Below are 21,627 nucleotides of genomic sequence, written 5' to 3'. Positions count from 1 at the left end.
AGCTCGCTCAGCCACACTATCAGGCAGTCATCCTAATGTGCCCGAATGGATCTTTTTGAACAGCAGCAGCAGCGGTTGATTGAAGCAGAAGCACCGTTAGCGGCCAGGATGCGACCGCGATCGCTCGATGAATTTATCGGTCAAGACGCTATCATCGGCCCCGGTCGGCTGCTGCGCCGCGCTATTCAGGCCGACCAGCTCTCCTCACTGATTTTCTACGGCCCACCGGGTACGGGTAAAACCACGCTCGCCCGAGTAATTGCGAACACCACGCAGGCTCAGTTTGTCGCAATCAACGCGGTATTGGGGGGCGTTAGGGATATTCGGGAGGCGATCGCCCTCGCCCAAACCCACCGGGGACAATACGGCCAGCGCACTATTTTATTTGTCGATGAGGTGCATCGGTTTAACAAAGCGCAGCAAGACGCGCTGCTGCCCTGGGTAGAAAATGGCACGGTAATTTTGATCGGCGCGACCACCGAGAATCCTTTCTTTGAAGTCAACAAGGCGCTGGTCAGCCGCTCCCGCATCTTTCAGCTCAAGCCCCTCGCCGCCAGCGATCTCGAAGCGATTCTTCAGCAAGTACTGACCGACCGAGCACGCGGCTATGGCGATAGAAATGTGCAGATCGACCCCGATGCCCAAGGCCATCTCGTCAATATTGCCAACGGCGATGCCCGCACGCTGCTCAATGCTCTGGAGCTAGCGGTAGAGACGACGCCAAGCGATCAGGGGTGCATTCACATTACCCTCCCAGTTGCCGAAGATTCCATTCAGCAGCGGGCCGTTCTCTACGACAAAGAAGGCGATGCCCACTTTGACACTATCAGCGCCTTTATCAAAAGCATTCGAGGCTCCGACCCCGATGCGGCGCTCTACTGGCTCGCTCGGATGGTATATGCCGGTGAAGACCCGCGCTACATTTTTCGGCGGCTGGTGATTTTGGCTGGCGAAGATGTGGGCATGGCCGATCCGAATGCGGTGGTCGTCGTCACCGGCTGCGCGGCAGCTTTTGACCGGGTCGGGATGCCGGAGGGACGCTATCCATTAGCGCAGGCGACTTTGTATTTAGCGACTGCCCCTAAGTCAAACAGTGCAATGGCCTTCTTTGATGCGCTGGCGGCGGTAGAACAGGAGCGCGAGGGCGAGGTGCCAAACGCCATGCGCGATGCGACTCGGGATAAGAAAGGGTTTGGTCACGGGGCCGGATATCTATATCCTCACGCTTATCGCGATCACTGGGTGGCGCAGCAGTATCTGCCGGGCAGCCTACAGGGCCAGATATTCTATCAGCCGTCTGACCAGGGTTACGAAGCGGGCATTCAGTCACAGGTGGCTCGGCGTCGGGAGGCTCAGCTCGCGGCTTTGGTAGAGCCTGGCTCAGAAACCCTGACTTATGGCCCGACTGACCAACCGCAGGATCGGTGGCTGCAGCGGGCAACCGGCGTCTTAGGAGAACAGCTTGGAGAAGTGCGCGATCGCCTCTTCACCATTTTCACCCCTCAACGTCATCACAGACTGCTTGATCTCAACGCCAGCACTGGATTGCTCACCTGGGAAGCTATCCGCCGCGTTCCCGAAGGCGGGGTAACCGCCTGCACCCACAGCGAAAAAGACTACAGCGCCTTGATAGAACAATCGGCTCTGCTGCATGAACTCTCCCGGCCTAACGTCGTAAAGGTGAGGAAATCAAACTGGTCAGGGCTACAGCGGACGACAGAAGATACACCTGTTGTTTTCGATGGCATTGTTGGCCGTAATGCGCTGATGTCAGTAGACAACAAGCTTGCAGCGATTCAACAGATAGGTCAGCTTCTGGGTGAAGATGGGAAGATTGCGATCGCCGAATCCATCCCCGCCCGTGGCCAGCGACTGTCCCGTTTACTCAACTCAACGAAAATAGCGCCTGATCTTTACCAACAGCTTAGCGAGGCCGAAGCGCACCTGTACAACAATCCTGAAGATGCAATGGTGAACTGGGATGTACCCGATTTGCAGCGCGATTTTGAGATAGCAGGATTTGTCTGCGATATTGAAGTTGTGATTTTTCAGACACAGGTAATGATCACCTCAGATCTGTTAGCGCGATGGCTGAAGGGAAAGTATGGCGATCGCCTGACAGCTGCCGGTATGTCTGCTGCGGATGTTGAGGAGGTGCGATCGCAGTTTCACCAACAGCTCAAAAATCAAACCGTTACCTGGAGCCGCAGCATCGCCTTCATTAGCGCGGTTCAGAATCGATCTGCATAATCGAAATAATCGAAAAGTGTTCTGAATCAGTAACTTGTCGTCATATTCAGATACATTTGGTTACATTTCTTAAGCAGTTTGTATCGCAACTCTGAAAGAAAAGTGTAGATCTTTAGTTTTTCGGCTTTTGTCTTTATAAGTAATGAGAACAAGCAAAACCGATAACGATTCTGCGGTACACTTTCACGCACTTCACCCCCAATAACTGCTTATGGCTGCTTTAAAAGTTGGTATCAATGGATTTGGTCGCATTGGTCGTCTGGTCTTTCGCGCGGCAATTAACAATAGCAATATCGAGTTCGTCGGCATTAACGACTTGGTACCGCCCGAAACGCTAGCTTACCTGCTCAAGTACGACTCTACCCATGGCACCTTCTCTGGCAGCGTAGAAGCTAGTGACAGCGGCATCATCGTCAATGGTCACCTCATTCCCTGCACCTCTATTCGCAACCCGGCAGAGCTGCCCTGGGGCGAGCTAGGCGCTGACTACGTTGTCGAATCTACCGGGCGCTTTACAACTTATGACGCCGCTCAGTTTCATTTGGAGGCAGGCGCTAAGCGAGTGGTGCTTTCTGCGCCCACCAAGAGCCCTGAGACAGTCAGCACTTTCTTAGTCGGTGTCAACCACAAAACCTTCGATCCGACCAGCGACTATATAGTCTCAAACGCTAGCTGCACCACTAACTGCCTGGCCCCGATCGCCAAGGTCATCAACGACAGCTTTGGCCTGACCGAAGGACTGATGACCACCGTTCACGCCGCCACAGCCACCCAGCCCACCGTCGATGGGCCTAATAGTAAAGACTTACGCAGCGGCAGAGGCGCTGGCCAAAATCTGATTCCGGCCTCTACCGGCGCAGCCAAAGCCGTCACTCTAGTACTACCAGAACTCGCTGGAAAGCTCACCGGCATGGCCATCCGCGTTCCTACACCCGATGTTTCGGTGGTTGATCTAACCTTCCGCACCGAGAAAGCCACTTCCTACGCCGAGATCTGCGATCGCATGCGGGCGGCCTCTGAAAACGAGCTGCGCGGCGTTTTAGGCTACACCGACCAGCCGCTGGTTTCTTCAGACTTTACCGGTGACCCCCGCTCCAGCATTTTTGATGCCCAAGCCGGAATGGAACTCAATGCTCACTTCTTCAAAGTGCTCGCCTGGTATGACAACGAATGGGGCTACTCCAACCGCGTCATGGATCTGATGCTGTACATGGCCGGGGCTGAAGGGCTGCTTTCCAGCGAGGCCGTCCCGGAGCTAGCGGCAGTATAGGCCGTACAGTCAATCCTGCACATACTCTGTCCCAGCAATCAGCGCCATCTCCGCTCGGACAAACTCACGCCCTAAGTAGGCGGCATGATCCAGGTACGTGATTGGGCAAGGATTGTCTTTGTCCTCAAATATTTTGATGCACAGCTCTTTTGCCGTGCGTCCGGTAAAAAGCCGGGTCTCCGCACGAACGGTCTTTCCCCTCACTGAGAGCGGTTTGCCAGTCGCCGGATCGCATGCCAGCCCTTTTTCATTGATGGTGTTAGTGAAGTGCTTGGCACAGATTAGCCCAGCTTCACGGTCTAGATAGATTAAAAAGTAGCCGTTCGGATCTAGCGCAATGTAGCGTTTAGAAAGCTTGTCATCCAGCGCGGCCAGCGCCTTTGCCTCTACAGGTGCAGCTATCGTCATCTCCTGATGCCTTAATTTACGTGAACTCTTGGGCTCACTATTTTATCGCAGTAGCGAAAGGCACGGCCCCATACTTCTTAAACCTGCTGTTCTTCGTTACATGCCGATGGGTCTGTAGATTTGATCGGCAGATTGTCATTGATTTCGTCAATTTGGAACTGCTCTGCCTGGTTAATTTGCTCAATGTAGTCTGCCAAAATCTGATTGAGTTTAGGCGCGTAAAACCGATGCAGGCTGTAGTTCGGGGTAGCCGGAAAGCCGCGCCGCTTCTTATGGCGACCGCCCGCTCCTGGGTCAAAAATTTGGATGCCGTTGGCGATCGCCCATTCAATCGGCTCGTAATAGCAGGCGTTAAAGTGCAGGTTGTTGTATTCCTCAAAAGATCCCCAGTAGCGACCGTAAAGGCGATCGCCCTTAGTCAGACAAAACGACATGCCGACCGGGTCAGGGCTGGTCTCGGTATAGGCAGCGAAAATAACGACGCGATGACACCAGTCCGGATATAGCTGCTCAAAGAACTTACGCTTGAGATACTTACTGCCCCACCAGCCAAACTTGTCGCAGGTATCGCTATAAAAGTCGTACACTTTCAGGCACATCTCCGGCGTCAGCGTCTCACCCGTATGCACCTCGAAGTGAATGCCCGCCTTAGCGACCGACTTGCGCTCTCGCTTAATATTGCGCCGCTGGTTCGCATTAAACTGCGCCAGGTAGTCGTCAAAACTGCTGAAGTCCCGGTTTTGCCAGACATAGCTGTGGTGCAGCCATTTGTGAAAGCCCAGCGCCTCCATCTGCACCTGCCACTGGGGATCGACGTAGAGAAAATTGCAGCCCGAAATTTTATTTTTCAGGCAAAAATCATCAATGACGTTCACCAAAAGCTGAGTTACTGCCGTCTTATCTTCGGTTGGCGCGATTAAAAAGCGGTAGCCCTCTGCTGGGGTAAACGGCGACATACCCAGTAGCTTCGGGTAGTAATCTACACCCAAGCGCTGAGCCAGCTCCGCCCACTGATGGTCAAAGACAAATTCACCGTAGCTATGCCCCTTTAAATACAGCGGAGCCGCCGCGACTAATACGCCGTCTCGCCACAGGGTCAGATGGTTCGGCACCCAGCCGGTCTTCGGCCCGGTGCTGCCAGACGTTTCCATATTCTGAAGCCAGGCCCACTCTAGTGCAGGTGTTGCTAGTGGCATGGCTAGCGCATCCCACTGCCTGGCTGAAATCTCTGCAAGGCGACCTATCCAACGGGCGGTGTACTGCACAGAAGGGGTTGTCACAGGCAATCTAACGATAGGGGACTTCCTATATAGGGTAGTAGAAGTTTTGAAAGAGTGCAGTATGGTCAGGAATGTATGCGGCGTGAAACGGAATCAATACGGGGTAGTGTAAAACGATTGCAGAGTTAAGACTGATAAAGGCCTGCTAGTGAATGGGGTTTAAGGAGGTGTACAGTAACTTCATCCAGATAACTTGGATATAACGTGTCAAAGATTGCATTCACATAAGACGTATTTAGACCTAGCCAATTGGCTAGGTGTATCTATTGCTACCTCTGGTTCTTTTTCGGCAGCAATCCCATTCCTGCAAGGAGTAAGTTATCGTTAAACCAAATACCTTCATCGCAGGGACCAGGGAGTTTGGATTGAGTGGGTTTGCTAGCACTGAATCATAGAAACATTGGTTAAGTGGCGTCAAATCGACAAACTAATTCTTAGTTCTGTCTTATTAGCATTACAGATTCAGGCATCTCCCTCAACTTTGATCTATACCTACAGGGTATTCTCAATGGAGTACAACTGGAAGACGAATGAATAACGGAAGACTATCTACATTTCAGATTAAGCAAATCGACTCTGAACTAGTCAATTTGTTTGAAGACAAAATAGATATGTCAGACTACGGCAAGAAAAAGTTAAACGAGAAGCAGCTAGCATTTAAGAGCAGAGCATTAGCAGCCTATTCCCTGCATATTCTGGCAGGAGTAAGTTCGCATCAAGCCGCAGAGTCTATTGTTGATGGCTTTGATGATAACGGAATTGATGCACTACTGTTTCAGAAAAGTCAGAGTACATTGTGGTTGGTTCAATCAAAATGGATTCAAACTGGCAAGAAGTCTCCGCAGGCAGCAGAACTTAGAAGTTTCAAAGATGGCATCTTTGATTTATTAGATTTCAATAGTTCCAGGGATAGATTTAACTACAAGTTTGAGTGCAAGGAAGACGAGATAAACGCTGCTCTCACTTGCCCTGGATTGAAAATAAGAGCGGTTGTTGCTTACACTGGATCCGCGTTGGGAAAGCATAGCAGAGGCGTTTTGAGTGACTTAACTGAAGACTTGAATGACGGTGAAGATATCGCCTCGTGCGACATATTCGACTTAGAAAGCACATTCAAAGCTTTGTCAGATCGCCATAATAAGCAAGATATTAATGTTCAGTTTGAACTATCAAATTGGGGAAGAGTAGATGAGCCTTACAAAGCTTTCTACGGACAGATCAATGCTTCAGATGTAGGCAGATGGTGGGTTGAACATAAGAACAAGATTTTTGACCAGAATATAAGAGAATTTATAGGGGAAAGCAGCGTCAATCAAGAAATCTCTGGTACTATGAATGCCGAGCCGGAGCTTTTTTGGTACTTCAACAACGGCATTACAGTGCTCTGCAAAGAAATTAATAAGGTTGGAGCTAAGAAGACCAGAAACATAGGAGATTTTGATGCGAAAGGGATCAGCATTGTCAACGGCGCTCAAACAATAGGCTGCATAGGTGCTTTGTATCAAAGCTCTTCTCCTGAAGAACGTGAAAAAATTGAATATGCGGAAATTTCGATTAGGTTTATTTCCTTAGAGGGGTGTGAGGAAGATTTTGGTTCAAGAGTTACCAAAGCGACTAATACACAAAACAGAGTCGAGAGCAGAGACTTCATTGCTTTGGATTCTGAACAAGCTAGACTAAGCAAAGAATTTAGAACATGTGGAAATAAATACCATTACAAACGTACTGCTGAGACAATTGTCAGAGATGAGAAAAACTACGAGTTGGAAGAGGCTACTGTAGCATTAGCCTGTATGAGTCAAGACGTCGCCTTAGTTATTCAAGCCAAGCAAGAACTGAGCAGCTTGTGGACAGATTCTACACAGCCACCATATACATCTTTGTTCAATTCTTATGTCGATGCAACAAGGTTATGTAGATGCATAGATATAAAACGACGAGTCGAAGAGTTAGTTTGTAAAGAGCAAAAAGATACGGATAACAAAACAAGAAAGGCTGTGCTTAATCACGGCAATCTATTTGTCTTGCACCTTGTATTTGCTCGAACAAAACAAGACGTATTTTCTTCTGACACCAGCGAATTAGATTTCAGTAATTTTGTTAACAGCAATGTACCTGACATGGCTCGTAAAATTATTGATAAGATTGAGAAAGACGTGAGTGAACGATACAAAGCAAGCTACGTCTGGAATATGTTTAGAAGTGTTCAGAAGAGTAGAAAGTTAAAGGATCGTATTTTGTAAAGGGATGCTATCTCGATTTTTCAGGTTCTAGCTAGAGAATACGATAGCGATTACTCTCAAATATCCGCCGCAAAAGTTAGGCTTTCGGTTGAGGCAATCGCCCAAGCCCTCAGTACAATTCAGCACCACGATGTTGTAACAGAAGACGAAGACCACTGGAAAATCATCGTGCCTTTGTTTCGTCAGCCTTTGTTTCGTCAGTAGGTTGTGAATCATCAATGATTTCATTGGTCACAGAAAACAAGCTTCCGTAATGGCAGGCCCACAGGTATCGCTTGGATCTCTCTCATCTGCCTCATGCCTTTAAGACTACGATTACGGTTTCCTTATTTTAGCTGAGTAGGTTCAAAAGCAATTCTGTCAACTCTGTAGTGCAAAAATACTTCGTTCCCCTCAACCCGCGCCGACTCTAATTTTAGCTGTGGCGTCCTCGGCAGCGTAAAGCCCAGTCCTCCCACTGGGGTGGGCGCGGTTTTGCCGCCAATTAGTAGAGGGCAGACCGTAAGATAAAGCTCATCGATCAAACCCTCGGCAAGTAGTGAGGCGACAAGTTCACCGCCGCCCATGACGACCAGGCGCTCAATGGGCGGGCGACTGGTGGTTGCCGAAAGCGTCGATTTTCCAGCTCGTAATTCTTGCATGACCTGGTGCCAGTTAAACGGGCGCTCGTTGATCAAGACATGCTCAAAAAAATTTTGTGATTTAGGCGCAGCAGCTTTTGGCTCGCTGAGGTTCGACTGCCAGAACTGTATTCCCTCCAGCGTGGTAACTAGCCAGCGAGAAATGGGCTGCTGAAAAAATCGCCACTGCCGGTCGAGGCGGCCTGTAGCGGAGCAGACAATTTGAGCGGGTTGGTCGGCCTGTTGCCGCTGCCGTCGCGCTGCTATCAGGTCAGGGTTTGAAATCGGTAGAGTGGTGCCGTAGGCTCTCAGTGTGCCTGCGCCAAATAGAGTCGCGTCGGCCTCAGCAATTTGTGCCTCCAAATGGGCTTTATCTGCCGCCGAGGGGAACCGCGCCGCAGAACGAGCGGCGTCAGCAATTTTACCATCGGCACTCATAGCCAGCACTACCGTAATCTGGGGTCGCGATAATGCCTGCATGGGTCTTCTCTGAATGTCGGGAGCTGCGACGGAGGCTGTGAGTTTAAACCGAATCTATCAAGTTCGGTTGTAATCTATACCGAGTTTTTATGTTTGTTAAAGAGTAGGCGAGCTTTGCCCTTACCCCGACAATGATGCGGACTTCGCAGATAAACTAAGTTAAGGATAATTACATAGAGGTGTGCTCTGTTGCGATCGCTCTAGGGTATAAGCCCTTCACCCGTATTCTGGCTACTTTTCAATAGCTTCTGTATTCCCAGTATCAAAAGAGTCGGCTCAGTCCCCTGAATGCCACCTATTTGCTGCCCATCAGAATGAGTGAAGATTAGCCGAGCAAAAATCTTTGAACTATTATTCAACTCGTTGAGGTCTGATGTTTTTCCGCCTACTTTTAAAGCATCCTCTCAGCCTGATCGCGGTTTTTGAAATCCCTTCTCAGACCGGCATTCTCTAACGTCATGGCCAACCACCCGCGCTCATTTCGGCGCAACTTACTGCTCAAAATCTTGGCTTTCAGCGTGCCCATTCTACTGATTGGGCAAGGGGTCGCCTTGCGCAAAGCCAGATCCAGTCTGCTGAAAACCTCTCGTCAAAATTTAACCAGCAGCGCTATCCGTAAGGCGGAAGAGCTTCAGACTGGCATCCGGTCTGTCGAAGCTAATCTTGATTTGCTAGCCCAAACTGCTGCGTTTCAGGCGGGTGATGAGCAGGCAATCGAAGAAATTCTAGTGGAGTTTGACCAGGATACGCCCTACGTTATCAGCTGCGTCGAACTGAGGGCCCCACAGGCGGAAGCGGATACGGTTAATACGTGCGATCGCTCAATCATCCCCAATGCCAAACAGGTACCCTGGCTACAGAGCGGCAGCGTCGAAAGTTCCGATTTCTACGTCTTTTCACCCGGACAAGATGCGCCGACCGCAGCGACCAGTACGGCCTTGAACGGAGAAGACCGCGCCCTAATCAAATTCATCGTCGCTAGCCCCATCTACGGCGACGATGGCGAGCTTCGCTACACCCTGGCGATGGAGGTCTGTCTATTTCAGCTGCAGGATATTGGCGCACAGTCTCTCGTCGGCGAAACCGTCGTCATCGACCCTAACAACATCATCGTCACCCACCCCGACCCCAACCAGGTAGGCAAAAATATCTCCGAACTCCGCGACGCCAGAAAGCTCAGCAGCACCATTGGCAGCGTCAGAGCGGGCAACAGCGACTTCGTTCATCTTTTCCGATTTTTACCCCAAGAGGGTGGCGAGTGGTTAGCCGGCTACAGCGGATTCAAAGTGCCGGTGAGCCCCAAGCAAAACAACGTGTGGACGGTACTGGCCGTTACGCCGATTGACCGGGCCCTCTACGGTCTCAACGAAATCCGTCAGGTGCTGGTGGTCTTGACCATCGGCCTGCTGGCTGCCAGCACTCTGCTAGCGCTCTACGTGGCCCGCAGTCTATCGCTACCGATTGAGCGACTGATCCGCTACACCCAAGACGTAGACGATCTCAGCCAGCTCAAGCCCGCACCTCACAGTTCGCAAATTTGGGAGCTTGATTACCTAGGCACCGTGATCGAACGCATGCTGCGGCGACTGGAAGAAAGCTCAGCAGAGCTGCGCCATGCCTGGCAAGATGCGCAGATGGCCAACCAGCTCAAAAACGAATTTTTAGCCAATACTTCGCACGAGCTGAGAACGCCGCTGAATGGCATTATTGGCTCTATTCATGTGATTCGAGATGACCTTTGTGACAGTCGCGCTGAAGAGCTTGAGTTTTTGCAGCAGGCAGATAAAGCAGCCTTCCACCTGCTATCGGTCATCGAAGATATTTTGAGCATTGCCAAAATCGAGGCAGGCACTCTAGATGTCAACATCACGCCGGTAGATCTGCGGCACATTTTGCAAGATGTTTTAGATATGCAAACCCTGCAGTTTCAGAAGAAAGGGCTGCAGCTCATTCGGCCAGAGTTTTCTGAACCGATTATTATCCCGGTGGATCACTCTCGCTTTAAGCAGGTGCTACTCAACGTGCTCTCCAATGCCATGAAGTTTACTGAAGAGGGCTCCATTGCCATTAGTGTCACGACTGATGAAAGCATAGACAAAGGAGATAGCCCGCCTGAACTCTTTCTGCCACCTCCGCCCTGGGTCAAAATTACTGTCAAAGACTCCGGTATTGGCATTGAGCCGCAGCACCTCTCTAAGCTTTTTAAGCCCTTTGTGATGGTAGATGGCTCTCACACTCGCCCTTACGAGGGCACAGGGCTAGGGCTGGCCATTTCACAAAATTTTATGCGACTGATGCAGGGCGATATTGCGATTCGAAGCGATGGCGCAGGGAAAGGGACAACGGTCACTATCGTCGTCCCCCAGATCGTGAAAGAAGCTGCTAGTCAGTCAAATCCGACCCAGATGGCTGATGATGGTCAGTCAGGTGAGCGACAGGCAACAGACGAACCGGCTTCCGCTGTCTCTGCCGACTCATAAGCAAGCTAGCGACCCTCTGGTGACCTAGCGACGTTTGGTGAGGGAACAGTCAAAATAGCTTCAATCGTGGCAATCTGTTGGCGGTAGGCGGTATCGGCGATCGCCGGTTGACTCCCCTCAATCTCTATCCCCGCTGTCATCTCTATCCAAGACCTGCAGCCCCCATAGTCAGCCTGCCACGGCACCACCACCGGCTCAGGCAGCAAATACGCTCGCAGCGCCAGCACATACAGTGGCTGTTTGGGTTTCCACTTCAGGCGTTCTTGGGCGAGCTGTGGCTGCCAGATATGCAGAGCCGACAGCGCAGCGACTTCATTTTCGTCATCGGTTAAAAATATGTGAGTGATATCTGCCCACGCTTTAAGCGTGATTGTTTCCGGGTGCCAGCCGGTGGCGACAGGCGCTACAGCTGCCCGATACTGAGGCTTAAGCAACTCGGGCCGCTGATGCTCAAAGGTAGGAAAAAGCAGGGCCCGATCAGCTTCGGCTGAAAACCGGCCCTGATGCTCTCTGATACCACCTTTGCGTAACAGTACGACGGTTTCACCCTGGGCCAAGGCATCTACTGCTACTGCCCATTCTTTTAGCGCCGCTTTTAGCAACATAAATCCACAGTACCTGCTAGCCCGTTTCTAAAAAGATAGAGATTTACAGCAGTTTCTTCAATAGCGACAGCTTGCCCTGATAAGGCGGATAGCGCAGCGACAGGTCCAACCAGTTAGGTTTCTTCAGCACGCTTTTGTAGTGGGAAAACGTATCGAATCCGGCTTTGCCGTGGGCAGCGCCTATGCCGCTATGGCCGACGCCACCGAAGGGCAAAGCGGGCACCGCATATTGACTGATGGTTTCGTTAAAGCACAGCCCCCCAGAGGAGGTCTGAGTAACGATTGCTTTCTGCTGGGCTGCATCGTTGGAAAAAAAGTACAGGGCTAAGGGCTTGGGACGTTGGTTGATGAAGGCGATCGCTTCTCCCAAATCTTCATACGTCAGCACCGGTAAAATCGGCCCAAAAATCTCTTCCTGCATGACGGCGGCGGCGGGTGGTACCTGATCGATGACGGTCAGGGCCATATATCGCGTTGCCGGATCGCTCTGTCCGCCGATAATCTTTTTGCCACTGGCTAAGGCATCGGTCATGAGTGTGTGCAGCCGTTGAAAATGGCGATCGCTGACAATTCGCCCATAGTCGGGGCTTTTCGCCATGTCTTTGCCAAAAAAATCAGCTGCTGTTTGGGCGATTGCCGCCAGTAGCTCGTCCTTAATTTGCTTCTGCACCAGCAGATAGTCCGGCGCTACGCAGGTTTGCCCGGCGTTAAAGCATTTTCCCCAGACAATTCGCCGCGCGGCGACCGCTATATTGGCATCTGCCGCCACCACACACGGACTCTTGCTGCCTAGCTCTAGTGTCACCGGGGTCAGGTGCTCAGCCGCTGCTCGCATCACCACCTGGCCAACCGCCGAACTGCCTGTGAAAAAAATATGGTCAAATGATTCTGCTAAGAGCGCCTGAGCGGTCTCGACGCCGCCTTCGATGACGTTCACATAGTCAGCGGCAAAGGTCTGCGTCATTAGCTTTGCCAAGAGCGCTGACGTATGAGCAGAGATTTCAGACGGCTTGATGATGGCACAGTTACCTGCTGCGATCGCACTGACCAGCGGCCCTAACGCTAGCTGCAAAGGATAGTTCCACGGGCTGATAATCAGCACTATGCCCAGTGGTTCCGGCACGACTTGCCCCCTAGCTGGCTGCAAGGCAAATGGAATACTAGCGCGGCGCGGCTGGCTCCAGCGCGATAGGTGCTTCAGTGCGTAGTCAATCTCGCCAGTCACCAGGGCTAACTCGCTGATGTAGGCTTCTAGCTCACACTTGCCCAGGTCAGCTTTCAGCGCTGCAAAGATATCGTCTTCTGCTGCTACCAGGCTAGCCCTGAGCTGTTGTAGCTGACGGCGACGAAAAGTGAGCGATCGCGTCTTTCCACTGGCAAAAAGCGACCGTTGAGCCTGCAAAGCCTGTTGAATAAGGTCAGCGCAATCCGAGGATATGCCTGTCGTCCTAGCATCAGTCATGGATTAAAGCAAAACCGTCCTTGAATAGAGAAACGGCAATAGAGAAACAGGTTAATGGTGAAATGGAATGGCTAGCAGCGGCGTCAGGGCCAGGGCGATCGCCGTCCACTGCCAGGGCGATCCCAATTTATCACTAGCCCTATCTGGACGGTCTGCCAAAAGCGCATCTACTCTCTGTGCTAGTCGGCTGTGGGGAGCTGCGCAGCTAAACCCAGCGCAAATAGCCTCTGTCGTCATCAGAGGGGCTGTGATCACGCTGAGCAAAGATTCAGCTAGCACCAGCGTGTCTACGCTTCGCGCTGCCCACTGATCCGCTCGCACTTCCCGCAGTAGCAGCAGCTCTTGCCACAGATCTTCGGTATAGGGAAGCCAGCAAGTTAATCGCCGTAGTCCGCCCAACCAAAAAAACCAGAACGTATCCCGGTAATGAGCGTGCCCGGCTTCATGCGCAAAGACGGCGGCTAAGTGAGCCTCATCCAGATGACCCAGCAATCCCTGACTTACGATTAAATCTGACGACCACAGCCCCACCTGAGCACTAAAGACGGCAGGCACGTCCATCACTCTGCCGGTTACCGTAGCTGCGCCAGTTTGAATAGACTGAACCGGGTAGCGTTGCAGCTCTCGCTGTGTCTTCAGCGCTAACCAGACCAGATAGGCCCATAGCCCGCCGGCTAGAGCCAAAAAGCCCGTAGACAGGGCAAAGCTGAGCCGCCCCTCCCACAGATAAGCGCTGTCTGCACCCATCGTGATGATCGAGACCGCCGTCGCCAGCAGCAGCAGCGGCGGGACGACAAAGGCTGTCAATGCCCTGTGCCAGCGCGTTTGCCAGCTACAGTCCAGGGGCACGGGGTGACTCAGGAGGCGGCTAACAACGGCGATCGCCGCCGCCAGTCCAATCAGCTGCAGGTGCATCATGACAGCTTCTCCCTAGCAGCGCGAGCGGCTTGAACTTTTTGAGCGATCGCATCGAGCTGCGCCAGGCTAGCGTCATCGAGCGTATCGGCAAAAGCCGCCACAATATCAGGGCTACCCACCGCCAAAAACCGATGCAGTTGCTCATGCGCGTGCAAAATTTCAGCCTGCTGCCGGGAGATCAGCGATTGCCAGATGTGAATTCGACCCTGGCGATCGCAGACCACCCATCCTTTCTTGATCAGCCGCTTGAGCACTGTCGAAACCGACGAATAGGTTAGCTCTCGATCAATATCTGCCAAAATACGCTGATGCACAGCCGTCGCCGAAGTCGGCCCCAGCTGCCACAAAACCTCGACAATCTCAGTTTCCAGCGGCCCTAAAGATAAAACTTTAGGTTGATAAGGAGGAAGAGGAGCCATCTGCTACCTTGACATCTTTCTCTTACCCTACCACCAATATTTAGCTGCCCACGTGAGAAAACAGGCCAAATCGCTGCTGGCATCCAGCTGCTTTATTCATCCGGCTGCTTTATTCACAATGGGCGATCTTGCAAACTGAATGAAACTATACGCCTGCTGCGGCTAGCTCAGTCGTCGCTGCTTTGAGCAGCGCCGCTTTGTCAGTACGCTCCCAGGGCAGATCGATATCGGTGCGGCCAAAATGGCCATAGGCCGCTATCTCCTGATAGAAGCGACCCTGTCGCGCTGCGGGTAACCGTTGCAGGTCAAAGGTCTCGATAATTCCAGCAGGCCTCAGCTCAAAATGTTCGTTGACCAGGGCCAGCAGCTTATCGTCGGATACGCGGCCAGTACCAAATGTCTCTACGAAGATGCTGACTGGGCGTGCCACACCAATAGCGTAGCTCAGCTGTACCTCGCACTTATCCGCTAAGCCTGCTGCCACAATATTTTTAGCGACATACCGGCAGGCATAGGCAGCGCTGCGATCTACTTTAGTCGGATCTTTGCCAGAGAATGCACCACCGCCATGACGAGAATAGCCGCCGTACGTATCGACAATGATTTTCCGTCCGGTCAGACCTGAGTCACCTTGAGGGCCACCAATCACAAACTTGCCGGTCGGATTCACCAAAAACCGAGTGCGATCGCCCGGCTGCACAACCATCCCAGCAAAGCTAGGCAGCACCACAGACTGCCAGAGATCGGCTTTGATTTTGGCCTGAACCTGATCGTTGTCAGTCAGGTCACCAATGCTTTCGGTATGCTGAGTCGAAATTAGCACCGTATCAATGCCAATGGGCCGTCCGTCTTCGTACTCGACGGTCACCTGAGTTTTTCCATCTGGGCCTAGGTAAGGCAGCTGACCATTTTTCCTGACGACCGAAAGCTGGCGTGAAATGCGGTGAGCCAAGCAGATGGGCAACGGCATTAGCTCAGGCGTTTCGTCACAGGCAAAGCCAAACATAATGCCTTGGTCGCCCGCACCAATGGCATCCCAGCGCTCGTCGCTAGACCGCTCACGATTCTCTTGGGCCTGGTCAACACCTTGGGCGATGTCTGCTGACTGTTCATCTAACGCAATCAAAACGGAGCAGCTATTGGCAGAAAAGCCATTATTGGTTGGGTCTGTGTAGCCAATTTCGGTAATTTTGTTCCGAACGACCTCGACAAAGTTCACCTTGGCCTGGGAAGAAATTTCACCCGTGACCAGCACCAGACCCGTATTCACAACCACTTCGGCCGCTACCCGACTGTTGGGGTCCAGCGTTAGCATCGTATCTAAAATCGTGTCCGAGATTTGGTCGCAAATCTTATCGGGGTGTCCCTCTGTGACCGATTCTGATGTAAACAGGTAGCGACGAGACAATAGCCAATCCTCCTCTTCATCTTCTTTGTTTAAGTTGTGGGCATTAAAAGCCTGAGCAGCAACTTGTGAGCATCTAGTCTATACGGCAATTTTTGGCCTTTAGTAACCATAGTCCTTTTGACGACCTAGCAAGCTGCCCCGTTATCAGTATTCATCAATCTTCGAAGATCTACCTATCTAAAGCATCGATAGCAGTCTAGATGAAACTTTCAACCTGTGCTAAGCGAGAAACGGTGATCGCTGAGTCTAAATGGGGAGCCTGCTGCCAGCCGCCAGTCATGCCTAAAAAGCCAGCAGCCCCCTGCCGGGCCAGCGCTAGATCTGCCGCCGAATCTCCAATCACTAAAGTAGCGGCTGGGCTAACTCCCATCGCTTCACAGGCTATTTGCAAAAAATCCGGATGGGTTTTAGGAAGAACGTCAGGAGCCGCGCCGCAGTACCAGCTGACTTCTGTAAGCTGATACTGCTCAGCAAAGGCGGCTACTTCTATGTGAGTGTCCGAAGAGACGATGCCTAGTTTGACTTTGGCTACCTTCATCTGCTTGAGGAGCGACGAAGCGCCCGGCAACAATGGGGTCTGAGTTACTTTTGGCGCAAGTGAACTCGCCGCTTGCCGGAAGGCTTTTTGGGCGATAGCGATCGCGGCTACCCAGCCCTGTCCGGTCACGGCGATGCAGGCAGCGGCGGCTATTTCATTTTCGTAGCGGCTACCCACCGCTAGCAGCCCAGCCGGATCAATGGCGCTACCTTTAAGACCAAAGGCTGATAGCAAAGTAGGTCGCAATCCTGGGAATTCGGCTTCTATGAGCTGCGATCGCAGTTGCCCCAGCGCGATCAGATAGGTTTCCACATTGGCCAGGGTTCCATCTTTGTCAAATAAAACCGCCTGTATGTGCTCAAAGGTATGCCCCAGGCAGCGAATAGTCGCCATCTTGTCTGCTCTACTCACTAGACAGCAAAGGTCAATAAAAAGGGGAGGACGATTAGCCTCCCCGGACAATACTTACGCTATCGGCACTGCGCCTTGACTCAACTGTTCTTACTCAACAGTTGCCAGCTCTTCTTCAACGACATATTCGTCATCGCTGCTGGCCTCTCCAGACTCGCCCAGTGCCTTCTGACGCAGCTGCTCACGGTAGCGCTCTGCCATTTCTTCAGCTTTCTCATAAACCAGGTCAGGATTTTTCACCATATCGCCCGGTTCTGGCTCTAGCTGCTTCGTCGATAGTGAAATGCGACCGCGCTCAGCATCTAGATCGATGATCATCACCTTAATCTCATCGTTCACATTGAGCACCGAGTTAGGCGTATCAATGTGATCGTGTGAAATTTCGGAAATGTGCAGCAGGCCGCTCACGCCGCCGATATCGATAAACGCACCGTAGGGCTTGAGGCCACGGACGGTACCAATCACAACTTCGCTCACCTGCAGACCGTTCATCTTCCGCTCTACCAGTGCGCGGCGATGGCTGAGCACCAGTCGGTTGCGCTCTTCGTCCACTTCTAAAAACTTCAAGGGCAGTTCTTCGCCCACCAGATCTTCTTTAGGTTTGCGGGTGCTGATGTGAGAGCCCGGAATAAACCCACGCAGCCCTTCAATCCTTACCAGAGCGCCACCTCTATTGGTAGCAAACACCAGAGAGCGCACGGTGGCATCTTCTTGCTGTAGCTGACGCACCCGCTCCCAGGCCCGCATATACTCAATTCTGCGAATAGAAAGGGTTAGCTGACCATCTTCGTTGTCATCGGTAAGAATGAAAAACTCACGAGTCTCATTCGACTGCAAGACTTCTTCAGCACCTTCCACCCGGTTGATCGACATCTCCTGAATCGGGAGATAGGCTGCGGTTTTGGCCCCAATATCAATCAACGCCCCCCGAGGCTCAATGCTAAATACCGTGCCAGGAACGATATCGCCAGGGTTGAAGTTGTAGTCGTATTGGTCTAAGAGCGCTGCAAAGTCTTCATGAGTAAAACCAATGTCAGTGTTTTGAGTATCCGGGTTGGCCATGCTAGATGTTTCCTACAGTTTTTTCTCCGCGAACGAGTGAACACCTCGCGATCGCACAAGTCACCAGACAGTGCGCGCACCGCTTGTAAAATTACTAAGTTGCAAGTGGGAAGCCTTAACTGGCTTTGAGGTCTCCTGTCACAAGAACATCAATCATAGATCAATAAGCATGCAAAAGTCACTTAATTCTTGAAGTCGTAATCGCCTCAGCTCGCTTATCGTCGAATCACGCTTCTACAGGCGAAGCAAACTGTCCTTCTCCATCGCGCTGAGTGTCAGCTTGGGGGGCAGGCAGGCGATCACGTTGCCCGGACTGAGCAGCGTAGTTTTGCCCTTTGGGTTGCCCTTTATTCTGGTCTTTGAGCTGACTGAGCGCTTCGGTGAAGTCGCGAATGCCTTGAAACTGACGGTAAACTGAGGCAAACCGAACATAGGCCACCTCGCTCAGCTGCTGTAGCCGCGCCAGTACGCGCTCACCGATCTCCGCGCTCGCTACTTCTCTGACGGCCTGCTGCTGCAATTCGGCCTCAATCTCATCGACAATTATCTCTAGCGTATGGGCGCTAACGCCAGTTTTTTCGCAGGCCGTGACGATGCCTCTTAGCAGCTTAGAGCGATCAAAAGATTCGCGATCGCCCCGCCGCTTGATTACCGTAATCGGCACATACTCAATGCGCTCATAGGTTGTAAACCGGCGATCGCACTCCAGGCACTCCCGGCGACGGCGGATGCTCCGATCCGATTCAGCCGATCTAGATTCTAAAACGCGATTGTTGGGATGCTGGCAAAATGGACACTGCATAGAAGTAAGCCTCCAAAAAGGCCCGATCTGTAAAGGCCCGGTTTGTGTAGAACGGCAACGCTGCGCTAAAAGTCCGCTGCATATCAGGGTAGGAACAACGCCATAGCCAAAAATATAGAGGAAAAGGGCCCGGCTCACCATTAAGTATGAGAACCGAACCCTCGCTTTGTCTATTTTTCAGCTTTTCAGCTGACGACTTGGCTGATCGTAAACAAACCTGGCACTCAACTAGTCTTTAGTGATTTTGGGGGGTTCGCGAAAGGCGATCGCAAAAAACAAAGTTCCAATCACACAGGCGAAAATCAAAATGTAAGCAACGGCTTCCATAACTCATTCCCAATAAACAACACGCTTTTTCACAGCCAGACCCCATAAGTCTACTCAACCTGTAGCCCGCTGGAGCAAAAAGCAAAAACTGGAGGCAGCGACGCCACAGAGCGCCGCCGTCTTCACGGCCTAACCTCGGTTAGCCGCTTTGGTCGATAGGTCACCCACTTTCTGGAAGTAGCCCCACTCAACCTGCTCAGGCGATAGGTCAGGGTCAACCCCGGCAAACACATCTCTAAACAGCGTACGAGCCCCGTGCCAGATATGGCCGAAGAAAAACAGCAGCGCAAACACCGCATGACCATAGGTAAACCAGCCACGAGGACTTGAGCGGAATACCCCGTCAGAATCCAGCGTCTCCCGGTCAAACTCAAAGGGTTCACCCAGCTGAGCTTTGCGAGCATAGCGCTTCACAGCCGCCGGATCGTCAATGTGCTGGCCATCTAGCTCACCGCCGTAAAAGTCTACGACCACACCGGTCTGCTCAAAGCTGTACTTTGATTCAGCCCGGCGGAACGGAATATCAGCACGCAGCACGTTGTCTTTGTCCGTCAAGACCACTGGAAAGGTCTCAAAGAAGTTGGGCAGTCGGCGAACCGATAGCTCACGACCTGCCGCATCGTGGAAGACCGGATGGCCCAGCCAAGCAGTAGCAATACCATCACCCGAGTCCATCGGACCGACCCGAAAGAGACCGCCTTTAGCAGGACTATTGCCTACATAGTCATAGAAGGCCAGCTTCTCAGGAATGGCGGCATAAGCATCTTCGAGTGCAGTGCCACTCGCTACAGATCGCTGGACACGGCGGTCAACTTCTTCACCAAAGTAGCTGCTATCCCACTGATATCGGGTCGGGCCAAATAGCTCAATCGGCGTAGTAGCAGAGCCGTACCACATCGTGCCAGCCACGACAAAAGCCGCGAAAAACACAGCCGCAATCGAACTCGACAAGACGGTCTCGATATTACCCATCCGCAGCGCTTTGTAAAGACGCTGAGGCGGTCTCACCGTCAGGTGAAATAAGCCCGCAATAATACCGACAATGCCCGCTGCGATATGGTGAGCCACCACCCCGCCCGGATTAAAGGGATTAAAACCGGCTGGCCCCCACTCAGGGGCAACGCCTTGCACATGTCCGGTCAAGCCATACGGATCAGAGACCCACATGCCCGGCCCCCAAAGCCCTGTCAGGTGAAAGGCTCCAAAGCCAAAACACAATAAACCCGATAGAAATAGATGAATGCCAAACATCTTGGGCAAGTCCAAAGCGGGCTCACCTGTGCGCGGATCGCGAAACAGCTCTAGGTCCCAATAGACCCAGTGCCAGCACGCAGCTAAAAACAGCAGACCCGCCAGCACGATATGAGCGAGTGCTACACCTTCAAATGACCAAAAACCAGGGTTGACGCCCGTTGCACCAGTGACATCCCAGCCACCCCAAGAACCCGTCACACCCAGACGGGTCATAAAGGGCAGAACAAACATGCCCTGCCGCCACATCGGATTGAGCACCGGATCGCTCGGGTCAAAAGTGGCCAGCTCAAACAGTGCCATCGAACCTGCCCAGCCAGCGACGAGGCCGGTGTGCATTAAATGTACAGAAATCAGCCGACCCGGGTCATTCAGGACGACGGTATGTACTCGGTACCAAGGTAGACCCATTGACTACGCTCCTCCTTGTTTTGCTAAAAACTACGTATCGCCCCTTAAGTTAAGTAAAGCGAAAGCCTGGTTGATTAAAACTTGACGCCCTTAAACAGAAGGACTTCAGATAATACTAGGCTACCAGATATAGACCCCCTACAAACCCAGAAAGACCTGATATAGGGTCTTCAACCCTTTCGCTTTTCTATACTTGAAAAGCGAAATTACACCACCCTAGCCAGGTTTGCTCACAAAAATGCGAAAATGAGGGTGTATAAAGAAGTGTAACTAGCTCTCAACGGCCAGCGCAAGCAGACACACTGTCTCAAAGCCACTCTTTGCCCGCGTCAGCTCATATCAGCGCTGACCTATGCAGAAAGAATGATTGAGCTAAAGTCTGGTTACATATACGCTGCGCGGACTATAGCTCTCTAGTGGAACGGTACTCTGATCGCGCTCAAGCAAGCAGGTAGGATACAGACATGGTTCGTATTAAGTTTATTAAAGAAAATAAAGAGGTTGAGGCTGCCCTCGGCTCGAATCTGAGATTCAAAGCTCAGGAGAACAATATTGACATCTACACGTTTGTCGGCAAGCTGACTCAATGTGGTGGCTACGGGCAGTGTGGTACTTGCGTAGTAGACATTATTGAGGGCGTAGAGAACCTATCGCCTCGAACTGCCGTAGAGGAAAAAAAGCTGCGTAAACGCCCTTCTAGCTGCCGGCTCGCCTGTCAGACAGTGGTACAAGGCCCCATCTCTGTCGAAACTAAACCAGATAAAAAGGCAAGTCTTAAAAAGGCCAAAGCAGAAGCTGCTCAAGCTAAAGCCGCTACCACTACTCCCGAAGCCAGCGAGCCAGCCTCCGCAGCAGCCGAGTAAAGCTACAGGTTTGGCGTTTAATCAGCAATTCTCATTATGAGGAATGCCTATTCAATCGCCTGGCAGCAGGCTATTGTGGAGTTGTGGCATGAGGCTTACCTCGATGACGCAAGGCAGTT

17 protein-coding genes and 1 pseudogene are annotated in these 21,627 nt (G+C 51.9%); 5 read left to right on the top strand and 13 right to left on the bottom strand.

Annotated elements, in window-relative coordinates; genetic code table 11:
- Window positions 1-45: 45 nt before the first annotated feature.
- A complete protein-coding gene (locus CKL79_RS07340) occupies window positions 46-2,250 on the top strand; it encodes an AAA family ATPase (RefSeq protein ID WP_121968941.1) in 2,205 nt (734 codons plus the stop codon).
- A 211-nt stretch (window positions 2,251-2,461) separates the two neighbouring features.
- On the top strand, window positions 2,462-3,520 hold the full coding sequence (gene gap / locus CKL79_RS07335; RefSeq protein ID WP_121968940.1) for a type I glyceraldehyde-3-phosphate dehydrogenase: 1,059 nt from the start codon (window positions 2,462-2,464) through the stop codon (window positions 3,518-3,520).
- A gap of 9 nt (window positions 3,521-3,529) precedes the next feature.
- On the opposite strand, the gene CKL79_RS07330 is transcribed toward gap, so the two are convergent.
- Window positions 3,530-3,928, bottom strand: a complete 399-nt coding sequence (locus CKL79_RS07330; protein ID WP_121968939.1) for a DUF4346 domain-containing protein — start codon at window positions 3,926-3,928, stop codon at window positions 3,530-3,532.
- A gap of 77 nt (window positions 3,929-4,005) precedes the next feature.
- Window positions 4,006-5,208: a GNAT family N-acetyltransferase gene (locus CKL79_RS07325; RefSeq protein ID WP_121968938.1), complete on the bottom strand. Its 1,203-nt coding sequence runs from the start codon at window positions 5,206-5,208 to the stop codon at window positions 4,006-4,008.
- 530 nt (window positions 5,209-5,738) lie between these two features.
- On the opposite strand from CKL79_RS07325, the gene CKL79_RS07320 reads away from it, so the two are divergent.
- Window positions 5,739-7,451, top strand: a complete 1,713-nt coding sequence (locus tag CKL79_RS07320) for an AIPR family protein (protein ID WP_121968937.1) — start codon at window positions 5,739-5,741, stop codon at window positions 7,449-7,451.
- Between the two features lie 326 nt (window positions 7,452-7,777).
- Here CKL79_RS07320 and CKL79_RS07315 read toward each other — a convergent pair whose 3' ends face one another.
- Window positions 7,778-8,551, bottom strand: coding sequence for a RibD family protein (locus tag CKL79_RS07315; protein WP_121968936.1), 774 nt, complete (start codon window positions 8,549-8,551; stop codon window positions 7,778-7,780).
- A gap of 458 nt (window positions 8,552-9,009) precedes the next feature.
- Here CKL79_RS07315 and CKL79_RS07310 point away from each other — a divergent pair, with 458 nt between their 5' ends.
- Entirely contained in the window at window positions 9,010-11,031 is a 2,022-nt protein-coding gene (locus CKL79_RS07310; RefSeq protein WP_121968935.1) for a sensor histidine kinase, read from the top strand.
- Between the two features lie 5 nt (window positions 11,032-11,036).
- Here CKL79_RS07310 and CKL79_RS07305 read toward each other — a convergent pair whose 3' ends face one another.
- From CKL79_RS07305 to psbB, 10 genes are all read right to left on the bottom strand, one after another.
- Window positions 11,037-11,636: a DUF1802 family protein gene (locus tag CKL79_RS07305; protein ID WP_121968934.1), complete on the bottom strand. Its 600-nt coding sequence runs from the start codon at window positions 11,634-11,636 to the stop codon at window positions 11,037-11,039.
- A gap of 43 nt (window positions 11,637-11,679) precedes the next feature.
- Window positions 11,680-13,098 carry an aldehyde dehydrogenase gene (locus CKL79_RS07300; protein ID WP_121968933.1) on the bottom strand — a complete coding sequence of 473 codons (1,419 nt, stop codon included), beginning with the start codon at window positions 13,096-13,098 and terminating at the stop codon, window positions 11,680-11,682.
- 51 nt (window positions 13,099-13,149) lie between these two features.
- On the bottom strand, window positions 13,150-14,016 hold the full coding sequence (locus CKL79_RS07295; protein ID WP_205879027.1) for a M56 family metallopeptidase: 867 nt from the start codon (window positions 14,014-14,016) through the stop codon (window positions 13,150-13,152).
- The gene (locus tag CKL79_RS07290; RefSeq protein WP_121968931.1) at window positions 14,013-14,435 is read right to left on the bottom strand and encodes a BlaI/MecI/CopY family transcriptional regulator; all 423 of its coding nucleotides are present in this window, start codon (window positions 14,433-14,435) and stop codon (window positions 14,013-14,015) included. The genes CKL79_RS07295 and CKL79_RS07290 overlap by 4 nt, the downstream gene beginning before the upstream one ends.
- A gap of 145 nt (window positions 14,436-14,580) precedes the next feature.
- Window positions 14,581-15,843 carry a methionine adenosyltransferase gene (gene metK / locus CKL79_RS07285; RefSeq protein WP_121968930.1) on the bottom strand — a complete coding sequence of 421 codons (1,263 nt, stop codon included), beginning with the start codon at window positions 15,841-15,843 and terminating at the stop codon, window positions 14,581-14,583.
- Between the two features lie 196 nt (window positions 15,844-16,039).
- On the bottom strand, window positions 16,040-16,774 hold the full coding sequence (locus CKL79_RS07280) for an HAD-IA family hydrolase (RefSeq protein ID WP_121968929.1): 735 nt from the start codon (window positions 16,772-16,774) through the stop codon (window positions 16,040-16,042).
- 108 nt (window positions 16,775-16,882) lie between these two features.
- Window positions 16,883-17,854: a 30S ribosomal protein S1 gene (locus tag CKL79_RS07275; RefSeq protein ID WP_121968928.1), complete on the bottom strand. Its 972-nt coding sequence runs from the start codon at window positions 17,852-17,854 to the stop codon at window positions 16,883-16,885.
- Between the two features lie 226 nt (window positions 17,855-18,080).
- Window positions 18,081-18,656, bottom strand: coding sequence for a transcriptional regulator NrdR (gene nrdR, locus CKL79_RS07270; protein WP_121968927.1), 576 nt, complete (start codon window positions 18,654-18,656; stop codon window positions 18,081-18,083).
- Window positions 18,657-18,884: 228 nt separating this feature from the next.
- Window positions 18,885-18,983: a photosystem II reaction center protein T gene (locus CKL79_RS07265; protein ID WP_121968926.1), complete on the bottom strand. Its 99-nt coding sequence runs from the start codon at window positions 18,981-18,983 to the stop codon at window positions 18,885-18,887.
- A gap of 129 nt (window positions 18,984-19,112) precedes the next feature.
- Window positions 19,113-20,645 carry a photosystem II chlorophyll-binding protein CP47 gene (psbB, locus tag CKL79_RS07260; protein ID WP_121968925.1) on the bottom strand — a complete coding sequence of 511 codons (1,533 nt, stop codon included), beginning with the start codon at window positions 20,643-20,645 and terminating at the stop codon, window positions 19,113-19,115.
- A gap of 464 nt (window positions 20,646-21,109) precedes the next feature.
- Here psbB and CKL79_RS07255 point away from each other — a divergent pair.
- A pseudogene (locus tag CKL79_RS07255) lies at window positions 21,110-21,403 on the top strand (2Fe-2S iron-sulfur cluster-binding protein); the annotation flags it as partial.
- Between the last annotated feature and the right edge of the window lie 224 nt (window positions 21,404-21,627).

Source organism: Leptolyngbya sp. BC1307 (genome assembly GCF_002286735.1).
GTDB lineage: Bacteria > Cyanobacteriota > Cyanobacteriia > Phormidesmidales > Phormidesmidaceae > Phormidesmis.
Note: the sequence above shows the minus strand (reverse complement) of the source record. Positions and strands in the feature narration are given on the sequence as shown.

What these genes read in the sequence shown, in the direction of transcription:
- CKL79_RS07340 (WP_121968941.1), top strand. Translation starts at nt 46, where the DNA reads ATGGATCTTTTTGAACAGCAGCAGCAGCGGTTGATTGAAGCAGAAGCA.
- gap (WP_121968940.1), top strand. Translation starts at nt 2,462, where the DNA reads ATGGCTGCTTTAAAAGTTGGTATCAATGGATTTGGTCGCATTGGTCGT.
- CKL79_RS07330 (WP_121968939.1), bottom strand. Translation starts at nt 3,928, where the DNA reads ATGACGATAGCTGCACCTGTAGAGGCAAAGGCGCTGGCCGCGCTGGAT.
- CKL79_RS07320 (WP_121968937.1), top strand. Translation starts at nt 5,739, where the DNA reads ATGAATAACGGAAGACTATCTACATTTCAGATTAAGCAAATCGACTCT.
- CKL79_RS07315 (WP_121968936.1), bottom strand. Translation starts at nt 8,551, where the DNA reads ATGCAGGCATTATCGCGACCCCAGATTACGGTAGTGCTGGCTATGAGT.
- CKL79_RS07310 (WP_121968935.1), top strand. Translation starts at nt 9,010, where the DNA reads ATGGCCAACCACCCGCGCTCATTTCGGCGCAACTTACTGCTCAAAATC.
- CKL79_RS07305 (WP_121968934.1), bottom strand. Translation starts at nt 11,636, where the DNA reads ATGTTGCTAAAAGCGGCGCTAAAAGAATGGGCAGTAGCAGTAGATGCC.
- CKL79_RS07300 (WP_121968933.1), bottom strand. Translation starts at nt 13,098, where the DNA reads ATGACTGATGCTAGGACGACAGGCATATCCTCGGATTGCGCTGACCTT.
- CKL79_RS07295 (WP_205879027.1), bottom strand. Translation starts at nt 14,016, where the DNA reads ATGATGCACCTGCAGCTGATTGGACTGGCGGCGGCGATCGCCGTTGTT.
- CKL79_RS07290 (WP_121968931.1), bottom strand. Translation starts at nt 14,435, where the DNA reads ATGGCTCCTCTTCCTCCTTATCAACCTAAAGTTTTATCTTTAGGGCCG.
- CKL79_RS07280 (WP_121968929.1), bottom strand. Translation starts at nt 16,774, where the DNA reads ATGGCGACTATTCGCTGCCTGGGGCATACCTTTGAGCACATACAGGCG.
- CKL79_RS07275 (WP_121968928.1), bottom strand. Translation starts at nt 17,854, where the DNA reads ATGGCCAACCCGGATACTCAAAACACTGACATTGGTTTTACTCATGAA.
- nrdR (WP_121968927.1), bottom strand. Translation starts at nt 18,656, where the DNA reads ATGCAGTGTCCATTTTGCCAGCATCCCAACAATCGCGTTTTAGAATCT.
- CKL79_RS07265 (WP_121968926.1), bottom strand. Translation starts at nt 18,983, where the DNA reads ATGGAAGCCGTTGCTTACATTTTGATTTTCGCCTGTGTGATTGGAACT.
- psbB (WP_121968925.1), bottom strand. Translation starts at nt 20,645, where the DNA reads ATGGGTCTACCTTGGTACCGAGTACATACCGTCGTCCTGAATGACCCG.